This is a genomic window from Marihabitans asiaticum (assembly GCF_007828725.1).
In the GTDB taxonomy this organism is placed as follows: domain Bacteria; phylum Actinomycetota; class Actinomycetes; order Actinomycetales; family Dermatophilaceae; genus Marihabitans; species Marihabitans asiaticum.
Genome location: NZ_VIUW01000001.1, coordinates 348597 through 364308, shown reverse-complemented (window position 1 = coordinate 364308; position 15712 = coordinate 348597). Strand labels below are relative to the sequence as shown.

20 protein-coding genes and 1 riboswitch are annotated in these 15712 nt (G+C 71.2%); of the genes, 7 read left to right on the top strand and 13 right to left on the bottom strand.

The annotated features are described in order from the left end of the window. The first annotated feature begins 71 nt into the window (after positions 1-71). Positions 72-1214, top strand: a complete 1143-nt coding sequence (locus FB557_RS01705) for a mechanosensitive ion channel (RefSeq protein ID WP_246074308.1) — start codon at positions 72-74, stop codon at positions 1212-1214. A gap of 180 nt (positions 1215-1394) precedes the next feature. On the opposite strand, the gene FB557_RS01700 is transcribed toward FB557_RS01705, so the two are convergent. From FB557_RS01700 to FB557_RS01685, 4 genes are all read right to left on the bottom strand, one after another. Further along, complete coding sequence (locus FB557_RS01700) at positions 1395-1943, bottom strand: OsmC family protein (RefSeq protein WP_144855072.1); 549 nt, start codon at positions 1941-1943, stop codon at positions 1395-1397. Next, positions 1940-3100 carry a dimethylsulfone monooxygenase SfnG gene (gene sfnG, locus FB557_RS01695; protein ID WP_144855070.1) on the bottom strand — a complete coding sequence of 387 codons (1161 nt, stop codon included), beginning with the start codon at positions 3098-3100 and terminating at the stop codon, positions 1940-1942. The genes FB557_RS01700 and sfnG overlap by 4 nt, the downstream gene beginning before the upstream one ends. Positions 3101-3247: 147 nt before the next feature. Continuing rightward, complete coding sequence (locus tag FB557_RS01690; protein ID WP_170236146.1) at positions 3248-3793, bottom strand: flavin reductase family protein; 546 nt, start codon at positions 3791-3793, stop codon at positions 3248-3250. A 5-nt stretch (positions 3794-3798) separates the two neighbouring features. Further along, positions 3799-3887, bottom strand: a riboswitch (SAM riboswitch). Positions 3888-3986: 99 nt separating this feature from the next. After that, a complete protein-coding gene (locus tag FB557_RS01685; RefSeq protein WP_144855066.1) occupies positions 3987-5267 on the bottom strand; it encodes a DUF2254 domain-containing protein in 1281 nt (426 codons plus the stop codon). A gap of 83 nt (positions 5268-5350) precedes the next feature. Here FB557_RS01685 and FB557_RS01680 point away from each other — a divergent pair, with 83 nt between their 5' ends. After that, a complete protein-coding gene (locus FB557_RS01680; protein ID WP_144855064.1) occupies positions 5351-5962 on the top strand; it encodes a DUF421 domain-containing protein in 612 nt (203 codons plus the stop codon). Positions 5963-5991: 29 nt separating this feature from the next. On the opposite strand, the gene FB557_RS01675 is transcribed toward FB557_RS01680, so the two are convergent. The 3 genes from FB557_RS01675 to FB557_RS01665 are packed head-to-tail and all read right to left on the bottom strand — an operon-like array spanning position 5992 to position 7594. Then, entirely contained in the window at positions 5992-6432 is a 441-nt protein-coding gene (locus FB557_RS01675) for a TA system VapC family ribonuclease toxin (RefSeq protein WP_170236145.1), read from the bottom strand. Then, positions 6413-6676, bottom strand: a complete 264-nt coding sequence (locus tag FB557_RS01670) for a type II toxin-antitoxin system VapB family antitoxin (protein WP_144855061.1) — start codon at positions 6674-6676, stop codon at positions 6413-6415. The genes FB557_RS01675 and FB557_RS01670 overlap by 20 nt, the downstream gene beginning before the upstream one ends. A 51-nt stretch (positions 6677-6727) precedes the next feature. Then, positions 6728-7594: an SMP-30/gluconolactonase/LRE family protein gene (locus FB557_RS01665; protein ID WP_144855059.1), complete on the bottom strand. Its 867-nt coding sequence runs from the start codon at positions 7592-7594 to the stop codon at positions 6728-6730. A gap of 59 nt (positions 7595-7653) precedes the next feature. Here FB557_RS01665 and FB557_RS01660 point away from each other — a divergent pair, with 59 nt between their 5' ends. After that, a complete protein-coding gene (locus FB557_RS01660) occupies positions 7654-8493 on the top strand; it encodes a mechanosensitive ion channel family protein (RefSeq protein WP_144855057.1) in 840 nt (279 codons plus the stop codon). 87 nt (positions 8494-8580) lie between these two features. Then, positions 8581-9828 carry a glucose-1-phosphate adenylyltransferase family protein gene (locus FB557_RS01655; RefSeq protein WP_144855055.1) on the top strand — a complete coding sequence of 416 codons (1248 nt, stop codon included), beginning with the start codon at positions 8581-8583 and terminating at the stop codon, positions 9826-9828. A gap of 31 nt (positions 9829-9859) precedes the next feature. On the opposite strand, the gene FB557_RS01650 is transcribed toward FB557_RS01655, so the two are convergent. The 5 genes from FB557_RS01650 to FB557_RS01630 form a co-directional block, all read right to left on the bottom strand. Next, positions 9860-10219 (bottom strand): TraR/DksA family transcriptional regulator, encoded by a 360-nt coding sequence (locus FB557_RS01650; protein WP_144855053.1) that lies wholly within the window; start codon positions 10217-10219, stop codon positions 9860-9862. Positions 10220-10290: 71 nt separating this feature from the next. Continuing rightward, a complete protein-coding gene (locus tag FB557_RS01645) occupies positions 10291-10665 on the bottom strand; it encodes a type II toxin-antitoxin system VapC family toxin (protein WP_144855051.1) in 375 nt (124 codons plus the stop codon). Between the two features lie 75 nt (positions 10666-10740). Further along, the gene (locus tag FB557_RS01640; protein WP_144855049.1) at positions 10741-11634 is read right to left on the bottom strand and encodes a 5-oxoprolinase subunit C family protein; all 894 of its coding nucleotides are present in this window, start codon (positions 11632-11634) and stop codon (positions 10741-10743) included. After that, positions 11631-12266, bottom strand: coding sequence for a 5-oxoprolinase subunit B family protein (locus FB557_RS01635; protein WP_144855047.1), 636 nt, complete (start codon positions 12264-12266; stop codon positions 11631-11633). Before FB557_RS01635 ends, FB557_RS01640 begins: the two co-directional genes overlap by 4 nt. Positions 12267-12299: 33 nt before the next feature. Next, complete coding sequence (locus FB557_RS01630; RefSeq protein WP_144855045.1) at positions 12300-13130, bottom strand: LamB/YcsF family protein; 831 nt, start codon at positions 13128-13130, stop codon at positions 12300-12302. A 102-nt stretch (positions 13131-13232) separates the two neighbouring features. Here FB557_RS01630 and FB557_RS01625 point away from each other — a divergent pair, with 102 nt between their 5' ends. Beyond that, the gene (locus FB557_RS01625; protein WP_144855043.1) at positions 13233-14447 is read left to right on the top strand and encodes an MFS transporter; all 1215 of its coding nucleotides are present in this window, start codon (positions 13233-13235) and stop codon (positions 14445-14447) included. A 25-nt stretch (positions 14448-14472) separates the two neighbouring features. Further along, entirely contained in the window at positions 14473-14763 is a 291-nt protein-coding gene (locus tag FB557_RS01620; RefSeq protein ID WP_144855041.1) for a hypothetical protein, read from the top strand. Between the two features lie 30 nt (positions 14764-14793). Here the strand turns inward: FB557_RS01620 and FB557_RS01615 are convergent, their stop codons facing one another. Then, positions 14794-15264, bottom strand: coding sequence for an aminoacyl-tRNA deacylase (locus FB557_RS01615; RefSeq protein WP_144855039.1), 471 nt, complete (start codon positions 15262-15264; stop codon positions 14794-14796). Between the two features lie 53 nt (positions 15265-15317). Between FB557_RS01615 and FB557_RS01610 the strand changes: the two genes are divergently transcribed. Beyond that, positions 15318-15548, top strand: a complete 231-nt coding sequence (locus tag FB557_RS01610; protein WP_144855037.1) for a hypothetical protein — start codon at positions 15318-15320, stop codon at positions 15546-15548. Positions 15549-15712 lie beyond the last annotated feature (164 nt).

The window sequence follows — 15712 nt, the reverse complement described above, 5'->3', positions numbered from 1 at the left end:
GGACTCGTTCCAGGACATCAATCGGGCCGACATGGCCGTCAAGGCGGGGGATCGCACTCCTCATCTTGCTGGTGACGTGGGCCCTGGCGAAGCTGGTCAAGACCGCCTTCGCCAAGCTCGTGCAGAAGGTCCCCGCCATGCAGCGCCTCGGCAGCGACGGCAAGTCGCTCGGGGAGTCGCTCGGGACCATCGCATCCCTCGTGGTGTGGCTGCTCGGCCTCGTCGCGATCCTCAACGTCTTCAACCTCAACCAGGCGTTGGCGCCGATCACCTCGATGCTCGACACCCTGCTGTCGTACATCCCGAACATCATCGGCGCGGCCTTCGTCTTCTTCATCGGCCTGCTCATCGCGCGCATCGCGCGGCAGCTCATCGAGACCAGCCTGAGCACGGTCAACTTCGACAAGTGGATCGCCAAGGCCGGCGGCACCGTCGGTGACGCCACGGACCTCGACCGGTCCGACAGCCACGCCGCGGCCCGCACCGAGACCGGCAGCACCGCCACCGGCGTGCAGTCGAGCACCGTCTCGCAGTCGAGCACGGGCAACAAGATCGGATCGACCATCGCCACGATCGTCTACGCGCTGATCCTCATCGTAGTCTCGATCGCCGCGCTGCAGATCGTCGGGATCTCCTCGATCTCCCACCCGGCCGAGCAGATGCTCACCGGCATCTTCAACGCGATCCCCAACATCCTGGCCGCCGCCATCATCCTCGGCATCGGCGTGGTCATCGCCCGCTTCGCCGGCGATCTGCTCGGTCAGGTGATCTCCGGCCTGGGCATCGACAACGCCCTGCGGGACGCCGACATCCTGCCCGAGGGCCGGAGCGCCGTGCCGACCATCTCCAAGGTCGTTCAGGTCGCGATCGTCCTCTTCTTCGCGGTGAGGGCCGCGCAGATGCTCGGCTTCCCGCAGATCACCAACTTCCTCTCCGAGGTCCTCGAGCTCGGCGGCAAGGTGCTCTTCGGCGGGGCGATCATCGCGGCCGGCTTCTACATCGCTCAGCTGCTCGCGAAGACCGTGACCGGCAACGCCGGCCAGGTCATCAAGTGGGCGACGATCATCCTCTTCACGGCCATGGGCCTGAAGTACATGGGGCTCGCCGACTCGATCATTCAACCTCGCCTTCGGCGCCCTCGTCGCCGGCGGTGCCGCCGCCGCGGCGCTCGCCTTCGGCCCTCGGCGGCAAGGACGCGGCCGCGCGGACGCTGAACAAGCTGGAGGAGAAGGCCGACCAGCCCACCACCCCCGCGAACCGCGAGGACGTCACCGGCGTCTGAGCAACTCACCCCGCCGCGAAGCGGCTCGGTTCCCCTTGCTGGAACCGAGCCGCTTCGTCGTCTCGCCCGAGGTAACCAAGCGTTGGGGTGAGCAGCTCACCCCTTCGCCTGGTCAGGCCCGCTCGACGCTCACCTCCGGCGGGTTCCGCAGAGTCTGGGCGACGACGCAGTAGCGCTCGGTCAGCTCGAGCAGCCGGTCGACCGTCGCGTCGTCGGCGTCGGTGTCGAGATCGGCGACGACGGAGACCGAGGTGAAGCCGACGGGGACGTCCTTGGCGACCCCGAGGGTGCCGCGGGCGTCCCACTCGCCGGTGGCGGTGAGCGTCGCCGACCGAAGGGGGACCCGCATCGCCGTCGCCACGGACTTCAGGGTGACGGCGGCGCAGGCGACGAGCGCCTGCAGCACGATGTCGCCCGAGCAGGCCTGTGTGCCGTCACCACCTGTGGCGGGGTGGAGGCCGGCTACGACCGTCCCCGCGTCGGTGTCGAGCTCGGCGGCGATGTCGTCGCCGAGGACCCGAGCACTGGCGCGCGAGGTGACGACGGCCGCCGCCGCGTCCTCGGAGTAGCGCTCTTTGAGCGGCTTCTGCCGGGCGCGCAGCGAGGCGACGTCGGCGATCTTCTCGTGGGCTGCGTGGTTCTCGGTCTGAGCGGTGGTCATGCCGAGACCCCGGCGGCATCGGTGGCGAGCGAGGTCGGGGTCAGTCCCTCCGCCTCCTCCAGCTCACGGACCAGCGGGATGACCTGCTTGCCGAAGGCTTCGACCTCCTCGCGGATGTGCAGGAAGCCGACGAGGAGCAGGTCGACCCCGACCTTGCGGTACTCGATGATCCGCCGCGCGACCTGCTCCGGGGTGCCGACCAGGCCGGTGCGGAATCCGTCGTTGTACTGCACGAGGTCGGCGAAGTCGGAGTCGGACCACATGCCCGTCTTGTTGCCGGTGGACTGGCCCGCCTGCTTGACCGCCTCGCCGAAGTCGTTGACCTTGTCGGCGTCGGCCTTGGCGATGATCTCCTCGACGACGGCGCGGGCCTCGTCCTCGGTGTCGCGAACGACGGCGAAGCCGTTGAGCCCGAAGCGGATGTCCCTCGCGAAGACCTCGGCCCGCGCCCGCACGTCGGCGATCTGCTCGCCGATCTTCTCCACCGACCCGCCGTTCATGAAGTACAGGTCGGAGAGGCGCGCGCCCATGTCGCGTGCGGCGTCGGAGTTGCCGCCCTGGAAGATCTCCGGCGCCACCGTGGGAGTCGGGCGGAAGGTGACGTCTCGGGTGCGATAGAAGTCGCCGCGGTAGGTGAACCCCCCTTCGCCGTCCCAGAGACCACGCAGCACCTCGATGAACTCCTCGGCGCGGCGGTAGCGCTCCTCGTGGTCGAGCCAGTCGAGCCCGAGCTCGGTGTACTCCCGCTTGAACCAGCCGGAGACGACGTTGAGCGCGAGCCGGTTGCCATGCAGCTCCTGGGCGGTGGCGCCGAGCTTGGCGAGGATATGCGGCGGCCACTGGCCGGGGTGCACTGCGGCGATGACCTTGAGCCGCTCGGTGCGCGAGAGCAGGCCGAGGGAAAAGCTGACCGACTCGTGCTGGGCGTCGGCGCCGTAGCTGGCGAGGTAGCGCACCTGGGTCAGCGCGTAGTCGAAGCCGACGCGCTCGGCGGTCTGGGCGACGTCGATGTTGTAGTCCGGCGTGTGGTCGGTGCGCTGCTCGATCGTCGAGACGACGAGCCCGCCGGAGACGTTGGGGACCCAGTACGCGAACTGCAGGTGGTCCGGGACGGTCGCGCTGGGGGCGACGATCTGGGTGTCGGGGGTGGCAGTCATGAGGTGTCCTTTACGGTGGAGTTGCCGGCTACCACGCAGTACTGGTCGTGATCACAGCCAGTACTGCGTGGTAGCCCGCGAGGTGGATAGGGCGAAGGGGGTGACCGTTCGTCTGAGGTTCCCCGGGGATCTGCGAAGGGGGGGTGGTCAGGAGGCGAAGGGGGAGCACCAGTCGCGGCCGAGGCGCAGGAGCGGTCGCCGCTCCTGCGCGGGTCGCTGGCAGAGCTCGATGTCGCTCACCGCGGCGATGACCACGTAGCTGTCGCCCGCATCGACGACGTCGGTGACGTCGCCGCTGAGTCGGGCGACCGCGTCGTGGACGACGGGCACGCCCTGCTGATCCAGGCTCCAGGTGCCGTCGACGACGAAGCGTCGGTCTCGGTCGCCGCCGTAGCGCTCGGCGAGGTGCTGCTGTCCGTCGTCGAGAAGGTGCGCTGCCAGTCGCCGCGAGCGCACCACCGTCGACAGCGACGAGGAGGTGCGGCTGATGTTCAGCGAGATCATCGGCGGGTCCAGCGACACCGAGGCGATCGACACGGCGGTGAAGCCGGCGAGCCGACCGGCTTGAGCGCTGGTGACGACCCAGGCGCTGGACGCTGTCCGCCCGAAGACGGAGCGCAGGTCCGGCGGCGGGGGCGCCGCGGACGCGGCCGGCTCGAGGTCGAGGGGTCGGGCATGTGCTGCGGTACTCATGTGAGCCTCCATCGATCCTGGCGTGAGCACCTGCCCTCTTGGGTGGTTGCTGCGGCGTCGTCGAGCCAGATCTCTCAGCCGCTCTGGATGGGTGCTCACATATAATCCTGGGTTATGGATTCCCGTCAACCCGGAGCAGGATTGTCTCGCCCGTCGGACGGCCTCCCGGCCGTGCCGGCGGGCGGGGCGACCGTCAGACGCGCGGGATGCGCTCGCGCCACAGCGTGATCGCCGGCTGCAGCTCCGGGCGGGCGGCGTAGCTCAGGTCCTCGAGCATGTCGTGCAGGTGGCGGGGGACCTGCAGCGACTCCCCGCCGTAGTGGTTGATCTCCTCCACCGCGAGGGCGAGCAGGGACTCCACCGACGGCACTCGGTGCACCACTCGCACGACCTCGTCGTCGTCGACGATGCACGGGCTCGGCGTCTCCCGACCGACCAGCGGGCGCAGGATGCGATGCAGCTCGTCGATCACCTGGATCGCCGTGGTCGGGTCGTTGATGCCGGGCGAGAGCGCGCGCTCGGCGATGTCGACGAGCTGTCGCACGCGGAAGGTGAGGTCCTGGCGCGAGCTGCGCGCCTGACCGATGCCGAGGGCGTCGGTCAGGGCCTTCTCCACGCTGCGGGTCTCCTCGACGTCGTCGAAGAGGTCACCCGTGCTCACCCCTTCGCTCAGGCCCCAGACCCGCGCCACCGGCTGCCGTTCGACGACGACGTCACCGATGGCGACGACGATCTCGACCACCGCGTCCGCGGCCTTGGCGGTGCGGACCATGTCCTCGTAGTCGACGTGGGTCAGGTGCCCGTGCCGGTCGCCGGAGTGCAGCCACCGGGCCTGCGAGCTCGGCGGCTCCCATCGCATCTCCGGACCGCTGCCGGGGTCTTCCGGATAGAGGTCGTCGACCGCCTTCGCCGCCGTGTCACCGATCTGGCTGACGACGTAGCCGACCTGGATCGACATCGTGATCTCGCGGATGAAGGCGAGGAAGAGTGCGACGCACGCCAGCACGAGGACGAAGGAGAGGGTGACCGCGACCTGTGGGACGAAGGGGGCGATGTCGTTGCCTCCGCGGACCGAGCGGAGCACGGTGAGGCTGTACAGGAAGGTGCCGGTGAAGACACCGAGAGTGAGCTGGCTGACCCGCCTGGCGAGGAAGTTGGTCAGCACGCGCGGGGTGAACTGGCTGCTCGCGAGCTGCAGCACGACCATCGTGATCGAGAAGACCAGACCGGTCACCGAGATCATCGCGCTGGCGATCGTCGAGAGCAGACCACGCGCCCCGTCCGGACCACCCTCGAAGACGAAGGGCACCTGCTTGCCCAGCGCCTCCTCGATCGTGGGCACGGCCAGCCCGGCCGCGATGCACGCGATGCTCACCACCAGGGGCAGCACCCAGAACGGGCGGAAGGCCCGCTCGATCAGCGTCGGGGGGACGATGCTGCGGACGTCGTCGAGGGTGCGCGCGCTGGCCGTCATGCGATGCGGACCTCGTCGGTCGGGGCGGCCGGTGGCATGGTGGACATGCTAGGCGGGTCGATTGCTGCTGGAAGGATGACTGCGTGGACGTCCTCGAGTACTACCTCGGCATGCACCCCATGGGTGCGATCGCGGTGGTGCTCAGCACGGTGCTGCTGTACTCGGCCTTCGCCTTCTTCCTCTCCCGTTTCGGTCAGCGGATGTACGCCTCGCCGTCGAGCCTCGACCTGGCCGTGGTCACCGTGCTCGGCGCGATCGTCGGTCGCGCGATCCTCGGCCAGGTCCCCACCCTCAGCGGCGGGTTGCTCGCCCTCGCGACGCTCTTCGCGATGGAGACGCTCGCAGGCCGGGTGCAGCGGATGGAGCGGATGCAGGCGCGCCAGCGGTACCGCGCGACGGCAGTGATGATCAACGGGCGGATCGACCGGCCCGAGCTGCACAAGCACGGTCTCGACGAGGCGGCGCTGTGGGCGGCGCTGCGCCAGAGCGGCGTGGTCCACCCCTCGCAGGTCGCCCTCGTCGTCCTCGAGCGGGGCGGCCGCTTCTCGGTGATGCGCACCGGCGAGGAGATTCACCCCGCGGTGCTCACCGGCGTCCGCCGCGCCTCCGAGCTGCGCGAGCAGCTCATCGGCAAGAAGGACGGAGCGAAGAAGAGCGCTCCCAAACCGCCCGGGGAGGCCGAGGCGAAGGGGTGAGCTCACCCCTTCGCGCCGGCTCACGTCCCCTAGGCCGTCGTCGGGTCGAGGACCCGGAGGCCGGGGAAGCGGGTAAACCCACGATCTGTGGTGACCATCGTCGCGCCAGAGCCGCGGGCAACAGCCGCGAGGTAGGCATCCGGGACATCCGCACCCTTCAGTCGCAGGTCAGCGACGTACTCGGTGAAGGCCTGCCAGGTCTGGGCGCCGGGCGTCACGACGCCGACGCTCGGGTGCGACCGCAGGGTGGCGGCAAAGTCGAGGGCGGTAGCGGGCGGCGCCGGCTCCTCGAAGACCCGGGGATGCGTCGCGATTCGAACCATCGAGGCGAGCACGGAGTCGCTCACGGCGACCCGGTCCCGCCCGGAGAGGCGGGCGCCGAGCCAGTCAGCGACGGCGGCCGCCTGATCGGACATGGTGGGCCGGAAGGCGTAGAGGCAGACATTCACATCAAGGAAGAGCACGCGCACCGCCCTCACCCTCAAGAAGCTGGTCCATGGTGTCGCGATCCTCGAGGTCGACCCCATCACGCAGTCCGGGCCGCTCCGGCGTGAAGGTCGGGAGGCCCGCGGGCACCGGGCCGCGCACCGCTCGCCGGTCCAGCAGATCCTGGAGTGACTCCTCGAGGACCGAACCGATCGTGCGGTGCTCACGCGCCGCAAGGATCTTGGCCTCGGCCAACAGTCCGTCGTCGATCGTGACCGTCGTTCTCATTCGTGCATCATAGCATCATGATGCACTCATCATGATGCGCGACTGACGCCCTCAAATTGCGGCCGTCTCGATCGCCCCGGCGCTCTGGCCGTCGACGTCCTTCGGCTCGGACGACGGCGCCGTCATCGCATAGAGGGTGCGTCCGTCCGCGCCGCCGACCGCGCAGGCGAAGGCGTTCTGCGTCGTCTCGACCTGGCCGGTGACCTCTCCCCCTTCGGCGTAGCGGACCACGGCAGGCCCGAGGGCGGCCGAGACCCACACCCCGCCCTGGGGGTCGGCGGCGATGCCGTCCGGGGCGACCATCTGCTCGGCGGTGGAGGCCCACACCCGACGGTCGGTGAGCGACCCATCGTCCTGCACGGTGAAGGCGGTCAGCTGCAGGCGCAGCGTCTCGGCGAGCACGAGCGTGCGTCCGCCGTCGACGAAGACCATGCCGTTGGGGAAGCGCACCCCTTCGGCGACGACCGTGACCGTCCCGTCCGGGTCGACCCGCACGAGGTCGGTCCGCCCGGCGGACTCATCCCCGAGGATCTCCTCGACACTGCGCTGCGCCATGTCGGTGTGCAGGTCGTACCCGAAGTTGCCGACGTAGGCCCGCCCCTGGTCGTCGACGAGCATGTCGTTGGCGTGATACCCGCAGTGGGCGGAGATGTCGGCGTGCTCCACGAGCGAGCCGTCCTCCTCGAGCCGCATCACCTTCTGGTCGGTCATCGACACCACGAGCAGCCGGCCGTCGGGCAGCCAGCCCAGGCCGGACGGCTGGCGGGGGACGTCGACGACCTTGGTCTCCTCGCCGGACTCCGGGTCGAGGGTGTAGACCGCGTGCCGGTAGAAGTCGCTGAACCAGAGCTGGCCGTCATGCCAGCGCGGCCCCTCACCAAAGTCGAACCCGTCGTGGATCACCTGTGCTGTCGCCATGACTCAACACTGGCACCGACCGCCCCGCTGCGGAAGGGGTCTGCCCTAGGTTTGGACCCGTGGACGACGTCGACCTGCCCGGCGGCCTGGGCACTCTCGACCCGGTGTGGGCGGGCGTGCTCGTCTTCGTCCTCGCCCTGCTCATCTCGATCGCGGCCCGGGTTGCGCTAAGCCGCTACGCCACCCGCGGCGAGAGCGACCGGCACGCCGTCCGGCAGATCGGCCGGCTGCTGAGCATCACCCTCGTCCTCATCGGCTCGCTCCTCGCGCTCGACGTGGCCGGGGTACGGATCGGGCCGATGCTCGGGGCGCTGGGGGTCGGCGGCATCGCGGTGGCGATCGCCGCGCAGGACATCCTGCAGAACTTCCTCGCCGGCCTGATGATCCAGGTGCGGCGCCCCTTCGTCATCGGCGACCAGATCTGGACCAACGACTACGAGGGCACGGTCGTCGACGTCGATCTGCGGGCGACCCGACTGGTCACCTACGACGGGCTCAACGTCATCATCCCCAACGCCTCGGTGCTGCGCGAGCCGATCGTCAACAACACCCGCACCCCCCTTCGCCGCACGACGCTCGCCGTCGGGGTGCGCTACGACACCGATCTCGAGCTGGCCCGCTACACCCTGCTCACGGCCGTCCGCGAGGTCGACGGCGTCTCCGACCGGCCAAGCGCGGAGGCCTTCGTCGAGGAGTTCGCCGACAGCTCGATCAACTTCGCGCTGATGTACTGGCACTCCGCTGACATGGCGACCCGGTGGCGGGTGCGCACCGCGGTCGCGATCGCGGTGAAGAAGGCCCTGGACGAGGCCGAGATCGAGATCCCCTTCCCGCAGCGGGTCATCTGGCACGGCGACGGACCCGAGCCGGAGGCGAAGGGGGCGGACGCGGCCCCCTGACCCGGCCCGACTGGCGGCCGGGCACCTCGTCGACCGGCCCCCCCTGCGGGGGCGCAGATCACCGCCCGGTCCGGTTACCTTTCCCGCATGCTCGAGGTCACCCCCTTCGCCCGCTCGCCAAGGATCCTGGGCATCGTCCAGGCCGGCGGCAAGGGCAGCCGCATGGACGTCCTCACCCGCGAGCGCGCGAAGCCGGCCATCCCGTACGGCGGCAGCTTCCAGCTCATCGACTTCGCCCTGAGCAACCTGAGCAACAGCGGCATCCCGGACGTGTGGGTGTCGGTGCAGTTCGCCGCGTCCTCCCTCGACCGGCACCTCGCCGGGGGGCGCCCGTGGGATCTGGACCGCACAACCGGCGGCTACCGACGGCTCGTGCCCGAGGAGGGACGGGCGGGGGCGATCGAGGGCTTCAGCTCGGGCAACGTCGACGACCTGCTCCAGCTCATGCCGCAGATCACCGAGCTCGGCCCGGACGTCGTGGTCGTCATGAGCGCGGACCAGGTGTACCGGCTCGACGTGCGGGCGGTGGTCGAGCAGCACCTGGCGAAGGGGGCGGAGCTGACCGTCGTGACCGTCGAGATCCCCGTCGAGGACGCCCAGCACAAGGCCGTGGTCGACGTCGACGACGACGGCCGGGTGACCTGGGTCGAGGACAAGCCGGACGAGCCGGCGCACGGGGTCGTTGCTGCTGAGGTCTTCGTTTACGACGCGGCCGCTCTGCTGCGCGAGCTCGACTCGCTCCGGCGGGACCGGGCGACCGAGGACCCCGGCCTGACCGAGGGGCTGGGCGACTTCGCCGACGGGCTCGTGCCGCGCTTCATCGAGCGGGGCAGCGCCTACGCCTTCGCGCTGAGCGGGTACTGGCGTGACCTGGGCCGGCCCTCGGTGTACCTCGAGGCGCACCGGGAGCTGTTGCAGGGGCGGGTCGACGTCTTCGACGACCGGCGGTGGCCGATCCGCACCCACTTCCCCGAGCTGCGGCCGGCGATGGTCAGCGCGGGCGCAGTAGTCGAGGACTCGCTGCTCACGGCCGGGGTCGAGGTGGCCGGGACGGTGCGGCGCAGCGTCCTCGGCCCGGGGTGCATGATCGAGGCTGGGGCGGTCGTGCAGGACTGCGTGCTCATGGACGACGTCGTCGTGCAGGCCGGTGCGGTGCTCACCGCGTGCGTCGTGGACCACCGGTGCCGGATCGGCAGCGACGCGACGGTCGGTGCCGAGCCCGCGCAGTGGCCACCGACCGACGAGGAGATCGTCCTCATCGGTCGAGAGTCGCAGATCTCCCCGGGGCAGGCGATCGAAGCGGGCGCCCGGCTCGAGCCGGGTAGCAGCGCCTGATCGCTGCGGCGGCCTTGCGGCGCGAAGGGGGTCAGGCAGGCCTGCGCGCGGCGCACGGCACGCAGGTCCGCGCGGTGGGGAGCGCCTCGAGTCGAGCCGCCGGGATCGCTTCGCCACAGACCTCGCACCGGCCGTAGTCGCCGGAGCTGACCCGGTCGAGCGCTGCCTCGACCCGGGTGAGGTGCGCTTCTGCCTGCGCGACGAGAGCCGCGACCTGCGCCCGCTCGAAGGCAATGGTCGCCCCTTCCGGGTCATGCTCGTCGTCGGCGTTGGAGTCGCGAGACGCCTCGACGATCCCGTCGAAGCCGCGCCGGAGCTCGGCGAGGCGCTCGACCACCTCACGGCGTTCTTCCTCGAGCCGGGTCGCCTCGGCATCATCACCCGTGGTCATCCGACCATTGTCCCCGCCGGTCAGCTGCACGAGGCGACATCCAGGACCCAGCTAACTCACCGCAGCACGAGCTATGCCTGCGAGCGGAGGGCCGGGATGACGTCGGTGTGAGTGAAGTCGACCCCGACGAAGAGAAGCGGGTCGCCACTGGCGACGGAGAGGACGTAGGCGAAGCAGTCGCCGACGTTCAGCCGGGCGGGCGAGCCTGACCCTCTGCCGAACCGCCGGTAGGCGGCACGGGCGATCTCGCCCTCCCGCTCTGACACCGGCACGACCTCGATGTTCAGGGCCTCGACCAGCTCGTCGAGGCGTGCGCCGTGCGAGGTCGACCGGGCATCGGCGACGATCGCCACCTCGAGCCGGGTCGCGACGGACATCCGACAGGCGGCAGAGGCGGCGGCGTCCAGGACCGCCTCGGCGCCCGGCTCGGCCTCGAGAATCGCCATGAGGCCGAGCCCCCGCCAGCGATTCCCCTCCGACCCCACCAGCCTCCATCCCTGCCCGGCATCCAGAGCAGTCGCTCATGCCTGCCACCTCATGGTGATTCGCTGGCCGGGCACCCCCTGAGCGACCCGGTCGACGTCGGCGCAGCGCACGACGCCGATCACCGGGTAGCCGCCGGTGACCGGATGGTCGTCGAGGAAGATCACCGGCCGCCCGTCCGGGGGCACCTGGATCGCGCCGCGCACCACCCCTTCGCTCGGCAGCTCCGCAGACTCCCGTTCGGGCGCCCGCTCGATCGGGTCACCGTCGAGACGCACCCCCTTGCGGTCGCTGCGCTCGGTGATCACCCAGCCATCGGCGCGAGCAAGCTGGCGCGGGTCGGCGAACCAGTCCCGTCGCGGGCCGGGCTGGACGGCGATCTCGAAGGGGTCGGTGCGCAGGAGCGCGGTGGGCGCCTGGTCGACGCAGTGGTGAACCGCGTCGACGGTCCCGACGGGCAGGAGCTGCCCCGTGCTGAGCGGGTGGGGGCCGAGCCAGGACATCGTGTCGGTGGAGCGCGACCCGAGCACCGGGTCGACGTCGATCCCACCGCGCACGCAGAGGTAGGTGCGCATCCCCGCAGCCGGCGCGCCGAGGGTAAGCACGGCACCGTCCGGCAGGCGAAGGGGGGACCCCAGCCCGACTGCTCGGTCACCGATGGTCGCCGGGGCGGGTGCCCCGGTGAGGCAGACGGTGAGGTCGTTATGGGCGCGCACCGACAGACCGCCGAAGGTCACCTCGATCGCGGCGCAGCCCGGGGGGTTGCCGACGAGCCGCTCACCGAGGCGGTAGGAGCCGCGGTCGACAGCCCCGGCGCGACCGACCCCGAGGGCCATGCTCCCGACGCGGCCCTCGTCCTCGATCAGCGCGAGCGGGCCGGTGGCGAGCACCTCGAGCGCCCGAGCCTGGCCGGCACCGGCCGCCTCGCTCACGGCGCCACCTGCACGAAGCGCACGGTCGACCCCGGCCGCAGCAGCGCGGGCGGGTCGCGGTCGAGGTCCCACATCGGGGTGCTCGTGGTGCCGATGAGCTGCCACCCGCCGGGGCTGCTCCGCGGGTAGACGGCGGAGTACTCGCCGGCGAGCGCGACCGACCCGGCAGGCACGGCGGTGCGCGGAGACTCTCGGCGCGGTACCTGCAGCCGGGGGTCGCCGCCGATGAGGTAGCCGAAGCCGGGGGCGAAGCCGCCGAAGGCGACCCGCCAGGGCGTGCCGGTGTGGGCGGCGATGACCTCCGGGATGCTCAGGCCCGTGTGCGCGGCGACGTCGTCGAGGTCCGCGCCGTCGTAGACCACGGGGATCTCGATCTCCTCGGCGCGACTGGCGGGGCCCCCGGCCCGTGGGAGCTCGGTCTCGCGCGCCGCGGCGGCCGTGGCCTGCCGGGCGAGCTCGCCGAGGTCGATCTCGCGGTCGGCGACGAGCAGCACGGTCCGGGCGGCGGGGACGACGTCGGCGACCCGGCGCCACGGTCCTTCGCCGGCGGCGCGCAGCTCCTCGAGCCGGGCGGTGAGCGCGAGCACCGCGTCGCTGTCGGTGGTCTCGAGCAGGATCGCCGCATCACCCATCGGGAGGACCTCGCATGGCACGCTCACCCCCGCTCACCCATCCGGTGCGGCACCGCTCGATCTGCCGCCCGACCTGGTGACGAAGGGGGCGATGCTTACCCCTTCGGCCTGGAGGCGGTCCCGGACCGCGCGGGCCATCGCGACCGCGCCGGGGGTGTCGCCGTGGGTGCAGATCGAGTCGGCCGGCACCTCGATCTCGGTGCCGTCGACGGCGGTGAGACGACCGGTGGTCACCAGGCGCGCGACCCGGTCGGCGACCTCGTCGGGGTCGTGCAGCACGGCACCGGGCTCCTGCCGGGAGACGAGCCGCCCCTCGGGCGTGTAAGCGCGGTCGGCGAAGGCCTCGCGGATCACGGGCAGGCCGGCGGCCTCACCGGCGGCGAGCAGCTCCGAGCCGGGCAGGCCAATGAGCGGCAGCGAGGGGTCGTAGGCGAGGACCGCGTCGACGATCGCTCGAGCCTGTCGAGCGTCGACCGCCGCGGTGTTGTAGAGCGCGCCGTGGGGCTTGACGTACTGCACGGAGGTGCCGGCGATCCGGCACATCGCCTCGAGCGCGCCGAGCTGGTAGAGCACGTCGGCGGTCAGCTCGGGTGAGGGCATGTCGATGCTCCACCGGCCGAAGCCGGCGAGGTGGTTGTACCCGACCTGGGCGCCGATCACCACACCGCGCTCGGCGGCGGCAGCGCAGGTGCGCTGGAGGGTCAGCGCGTCCCCGGCGTGGAAGCCGCAGGCGACGTTGGCCGAGGTGACGACGCCGAGCATCGCCTCGTCGTCGCCGAGGGTCCAGGTGCCGTAGGACTCCCCGAGGTCGCTGTTGAGGTCGACGGTGCGACCGGTCAGCCCTGTCGCCTCCCTGGTGTCCATGGCACTCCCTTCGCCCAGCGCGTGTCGTCATCGTGCTCCCGCCCATCATCGTCGCTGGCCCCGGCTGCCGGGTGGTCCCGCCCCTGCCCGTAGCCTCGGTCGGTGAGCGAAGAGCGGGTGCGCGGGTCGGCGGCGGAAGCGGCGCGGACGATCGCGCCGCTCATCCTCGTCGCGGCGGCGCTGCTCGTCTCGCTCAACCTGCGACCGGGCGCCTCCTCGGTCGGTCCGGTGCTCGACGAGCTGCGCACCGGGCTGTCTATGCCCGGTGGGCTCGCCGGCGCCCTGACCGGCCTGCCCGGGCTGTGCTTCGGTGTCGGTGGGGCACTTGCCGTGCGCCTCGGCCGGCGGGCTGGGCTCTCCGGCGGGATCACCATCGGTCTGCTGCTCGCCACCGCTGGTCTGCTGGCGCGCCCCTTCGTCGCGGGCCCGAGTGCCTTCCTCGCGCTGTCGGCCGTCGCGCTGCTCGGGATGGCGGTCGGCAACATCCTCGTCCCCGCCTGGATCAAGACCTGCCGGGGCATCGAGGTGCGCCTGATGACGATCTACGGCAGCGGGCTGATCGTCGGCGGGTCGCTCGGGTCACTGCTCACCGCCCCGATCGCCGCAGCCTCCGGCTGGCGCTGGAGCCTGGGCCTGTGGGGGTTGGGAGCTGCGGCCGCCGCTGCGCTGTGGTGGTGGATCGCGCGGACCGAGCGGCGGCGCACCCCGGCGTCGCCCCCGAGCCAGGCCGCCCCGTCGGGTCGGATCGCCCGCTCTCCCACGGCGATCGCGATGACCGCGCTCTTCGCCCTGCAGTCGATGCACGCCTACATCCAGATGGGCTGGCTGCCACAGATCTACCGCGACGCCGGGCTCTCGGCGTCCCTGGCTGGCGCGATGCAGGCGCTGCTCGCGGCGGTCACCATCGTCGGCGGGTTGACCATGCCGACCGTCATCGCCTGCGGCCGTGGCCTGGCGCCGATGATGCTCGGCCTGGGGGCGCTGCTGGCGACGGGCTACGGCGGGCTGCTGCTCGCGCCGGCGGCGCTGCCGTGGTTGTGGGCGGTCCTGCTCGGCATCTCCGGCTTCGCCTTCCCCCTGGTCATCGCGCTCATCACCGCCCGCACCCGCTCGCACGAGGTAACCGCCCAGCTCTCCGGCTTCGTCCAGCCGGTGGGCTACCTGCTCGCGGCGCTCGGGCCGGTTCTCGTCGGGGTGATCCACGCGGCGACCGGCGGGTGGGAGGTCGTGCTGTGGATCCTGGTCGCCACCGCCGTCCCCTTCACCCTCGCCGGCCTGCGAGCGGTGCGACCCGCGGTCGTCGACGACGAGATCTGACAGCGGCGGGCATCCTGTGCCGGCGATGCCGGGCGGCACTGCGCTCGCGGGACCGACCGAGTTCCTCGAAGCAGCCTTGGACATCGCGCTCATGGCGGTCGACACCAGCGACGACGTCCCGCTGCTGGAGTCCTTCCTCGAGGTGGATATCGCCGAGACGACCGCACTGCTTCATCTTGCCGCGGCGGTGACCGAGGACGAGCTGACCGCGATGCGCATCCGCCGGGTCCTGGAGCAGCGGCTGGGCTCGCCCGAGGTCCTCACCGGTGAGCGGCGGGCGGAGATCATCGCGGTCCGGGACTCACTTGCTCCGTAGAGCCGGTGTCGCAGTGAGTCGTCAGGTGGCTCAGGCGGGGTCGGCGACGTCGGCGACGTCGGCCTCCAGCGCTGCGAGCGCCGCGTCGGAGTCCACGGTCGCGGCCACGCCGTGACCGCCCGCGCCGAGGGAGATGGTCCGGCCGGGGACGGTCGCGTCGGCGATGACGGGCCAGGGGGTGGTCGAGCCGAAGGGGGTGATCGTGCCCCGCTCGTAGCCGGTCACCTCACGAGCCATCGCGGCGTCGGGCATGGAGAGGCGGTTGACGCCGAGGTGGGCGCGCAGCTTCGGCCAGGAGATCTGACGGTCGCCGGGGACGAGGACGAAGAGGTAGTCGCCCTCACCGCGGCGGACCACAAGGGTCTTGACGATGTCGGCGGGGCTCACCCCGCGGGCGGCGGCCGCTTCCTCGAGGCTGGCGACCCGGCCGTGCCGGGTGATGGTGTGCTCGATGCCGCTGGCACGCAACGCCTCTGCCGCACGGGTCTCGCCGTCGTCCATCGGTCCAGCGTAGGGCGAGTCGACTTGGCCGCAGTGCTCGATATCGTGCCCACATGAAGATCACCGTGGAGCTGCCGGACGCGCTGATGTGCAACCTGCGCGAGCGGGCTTCCACCGAGGGGGTTCCGATGCGGGACATCGTCCTGGAGGGGCTGCGGCGCGAACTCGACCGCCGATCGGCACCGGACGCGAGGGTGGACTTCGTCTTCCCCACATCGGCCGCGAGTGGCGACGGACTGGCACCGGACATCGACCCGTCACGGCTGGCTGAGTACGCCTGGTAACTGCTGTGGAGCGCTGAGGACACCGAGACCTCCGCACGCGACGCTCAGAGCGCGCGTCGCATGACGATCCGCGGCATCCCCGAGGCGACCGCATCGGTCACACCCACCTGCTCGAAGCCGGCCTGGTCGCTTCTACTGCCGTCGTTGCTTTAGTGCCCGAGGCC

Excerpts from the sequence above, each read along its gene's own strand:
- FB557_RS01700 (WP_144855072.1), bottom strand. The coding sequence starts at position 1,943 with ATGACCACCGCTCAGACCGAGAACCACGCAGCCCACGAGAAGATCGCC.
- sfnG (WP_144855070.1), bottom strand. The coding sequence starts at position 3,100 with ATGACTGCCACCCCCGACACCCAGATCGTCGCCCCCAGCGCGACCGTC.
- FB557_RS01690 (WP_170236146.1), bottom strand. The coding sequence starts at position 3,793 with ATGAGTACCGCAGCACATGCCCGACCCCTCGACCTCGAGCCGGCCGCG.
- FB557_RS01685 (WP_144855066.1), bottom strand. The coding sequence starts at position 5,267 with ATGACGGCCAGCGCGCGCACCCTCGACGACGTCCGCAGCATCGTCCCC.
- FB557_RS01670 (WP_144855061.1), bottom strand. The coding sequence starts at position 6,676 with ATGAGAACGACGGTCACGATCGACGACGGACTGTTGGCCGAGGCCAAG.
- FB557_RS01665 (WP_144855059.1), bottom strand. The coding sequence starts at position 7,594 with ATGGCGACAGCACAGGTGATCCACGACGGGTTCGACTTTGGTGAGGGG.
- FB557_RS01655 (WP_144855055.1), top strand. The coding sequence starts at position 8,581 with ATGCTCGAGGTCACCCCCTTCGCCCGCTCGCCAAGGATCCTGGGCATC.
- FB557_RS01650 (WP_144855053.1), bottom strand. The coding sequence starts at position 10,219 with ATGACCACGGGTGATGATGCCGAGGCGACCCGGCTCGAGGAAGAACGC.
- FB557_RS01645 (WP_144855051.1), bottom strand. The coding sequence starts at position 10,665 with ATGGCGATTCTCGAGGCCGAGCCGGGCGCCGAGGCGGTCCTGGACGCC.
- FB557_RS01635 (WP_144855047.1), bottom strand. The coding sequence starts at position 12,266 with ATGGGTGATGCGGCGATCCTGCTCGAGACCACCGACAGCGACGCGGTG.
- FB557_RS01630 (WP_144855045.1), bottom strand. The coding sequence starts at position 13,130 with ATGGACACCAGGGAGGCGACAGGGCTGACCGGTCGCACCGTCGACCTC.
- FB557_RS01620 (WP_144855041.1), top strand. The coding sequence starts at position 14,473 with ATGCCGGGCGGCACTGCGCTCGCGGGACCGACCGAGTTCCTCGAAGCA.
- FB557_RS01615 (WP_144855039.1), bottom strand. The coding sequence starts at position 15,264 with ATGGACGACGGCGAGACCCGTGCGGCAGAGGCGTTGCGTGCCAGCGGC.
- FB557_RS01610 (WP_144855037.1), top strand. The coding sequence starts at position 15,318 with ATGAAGATCACCGTGGAGCTGCCGGACGCGCTGATGTGCAACCTGCGC.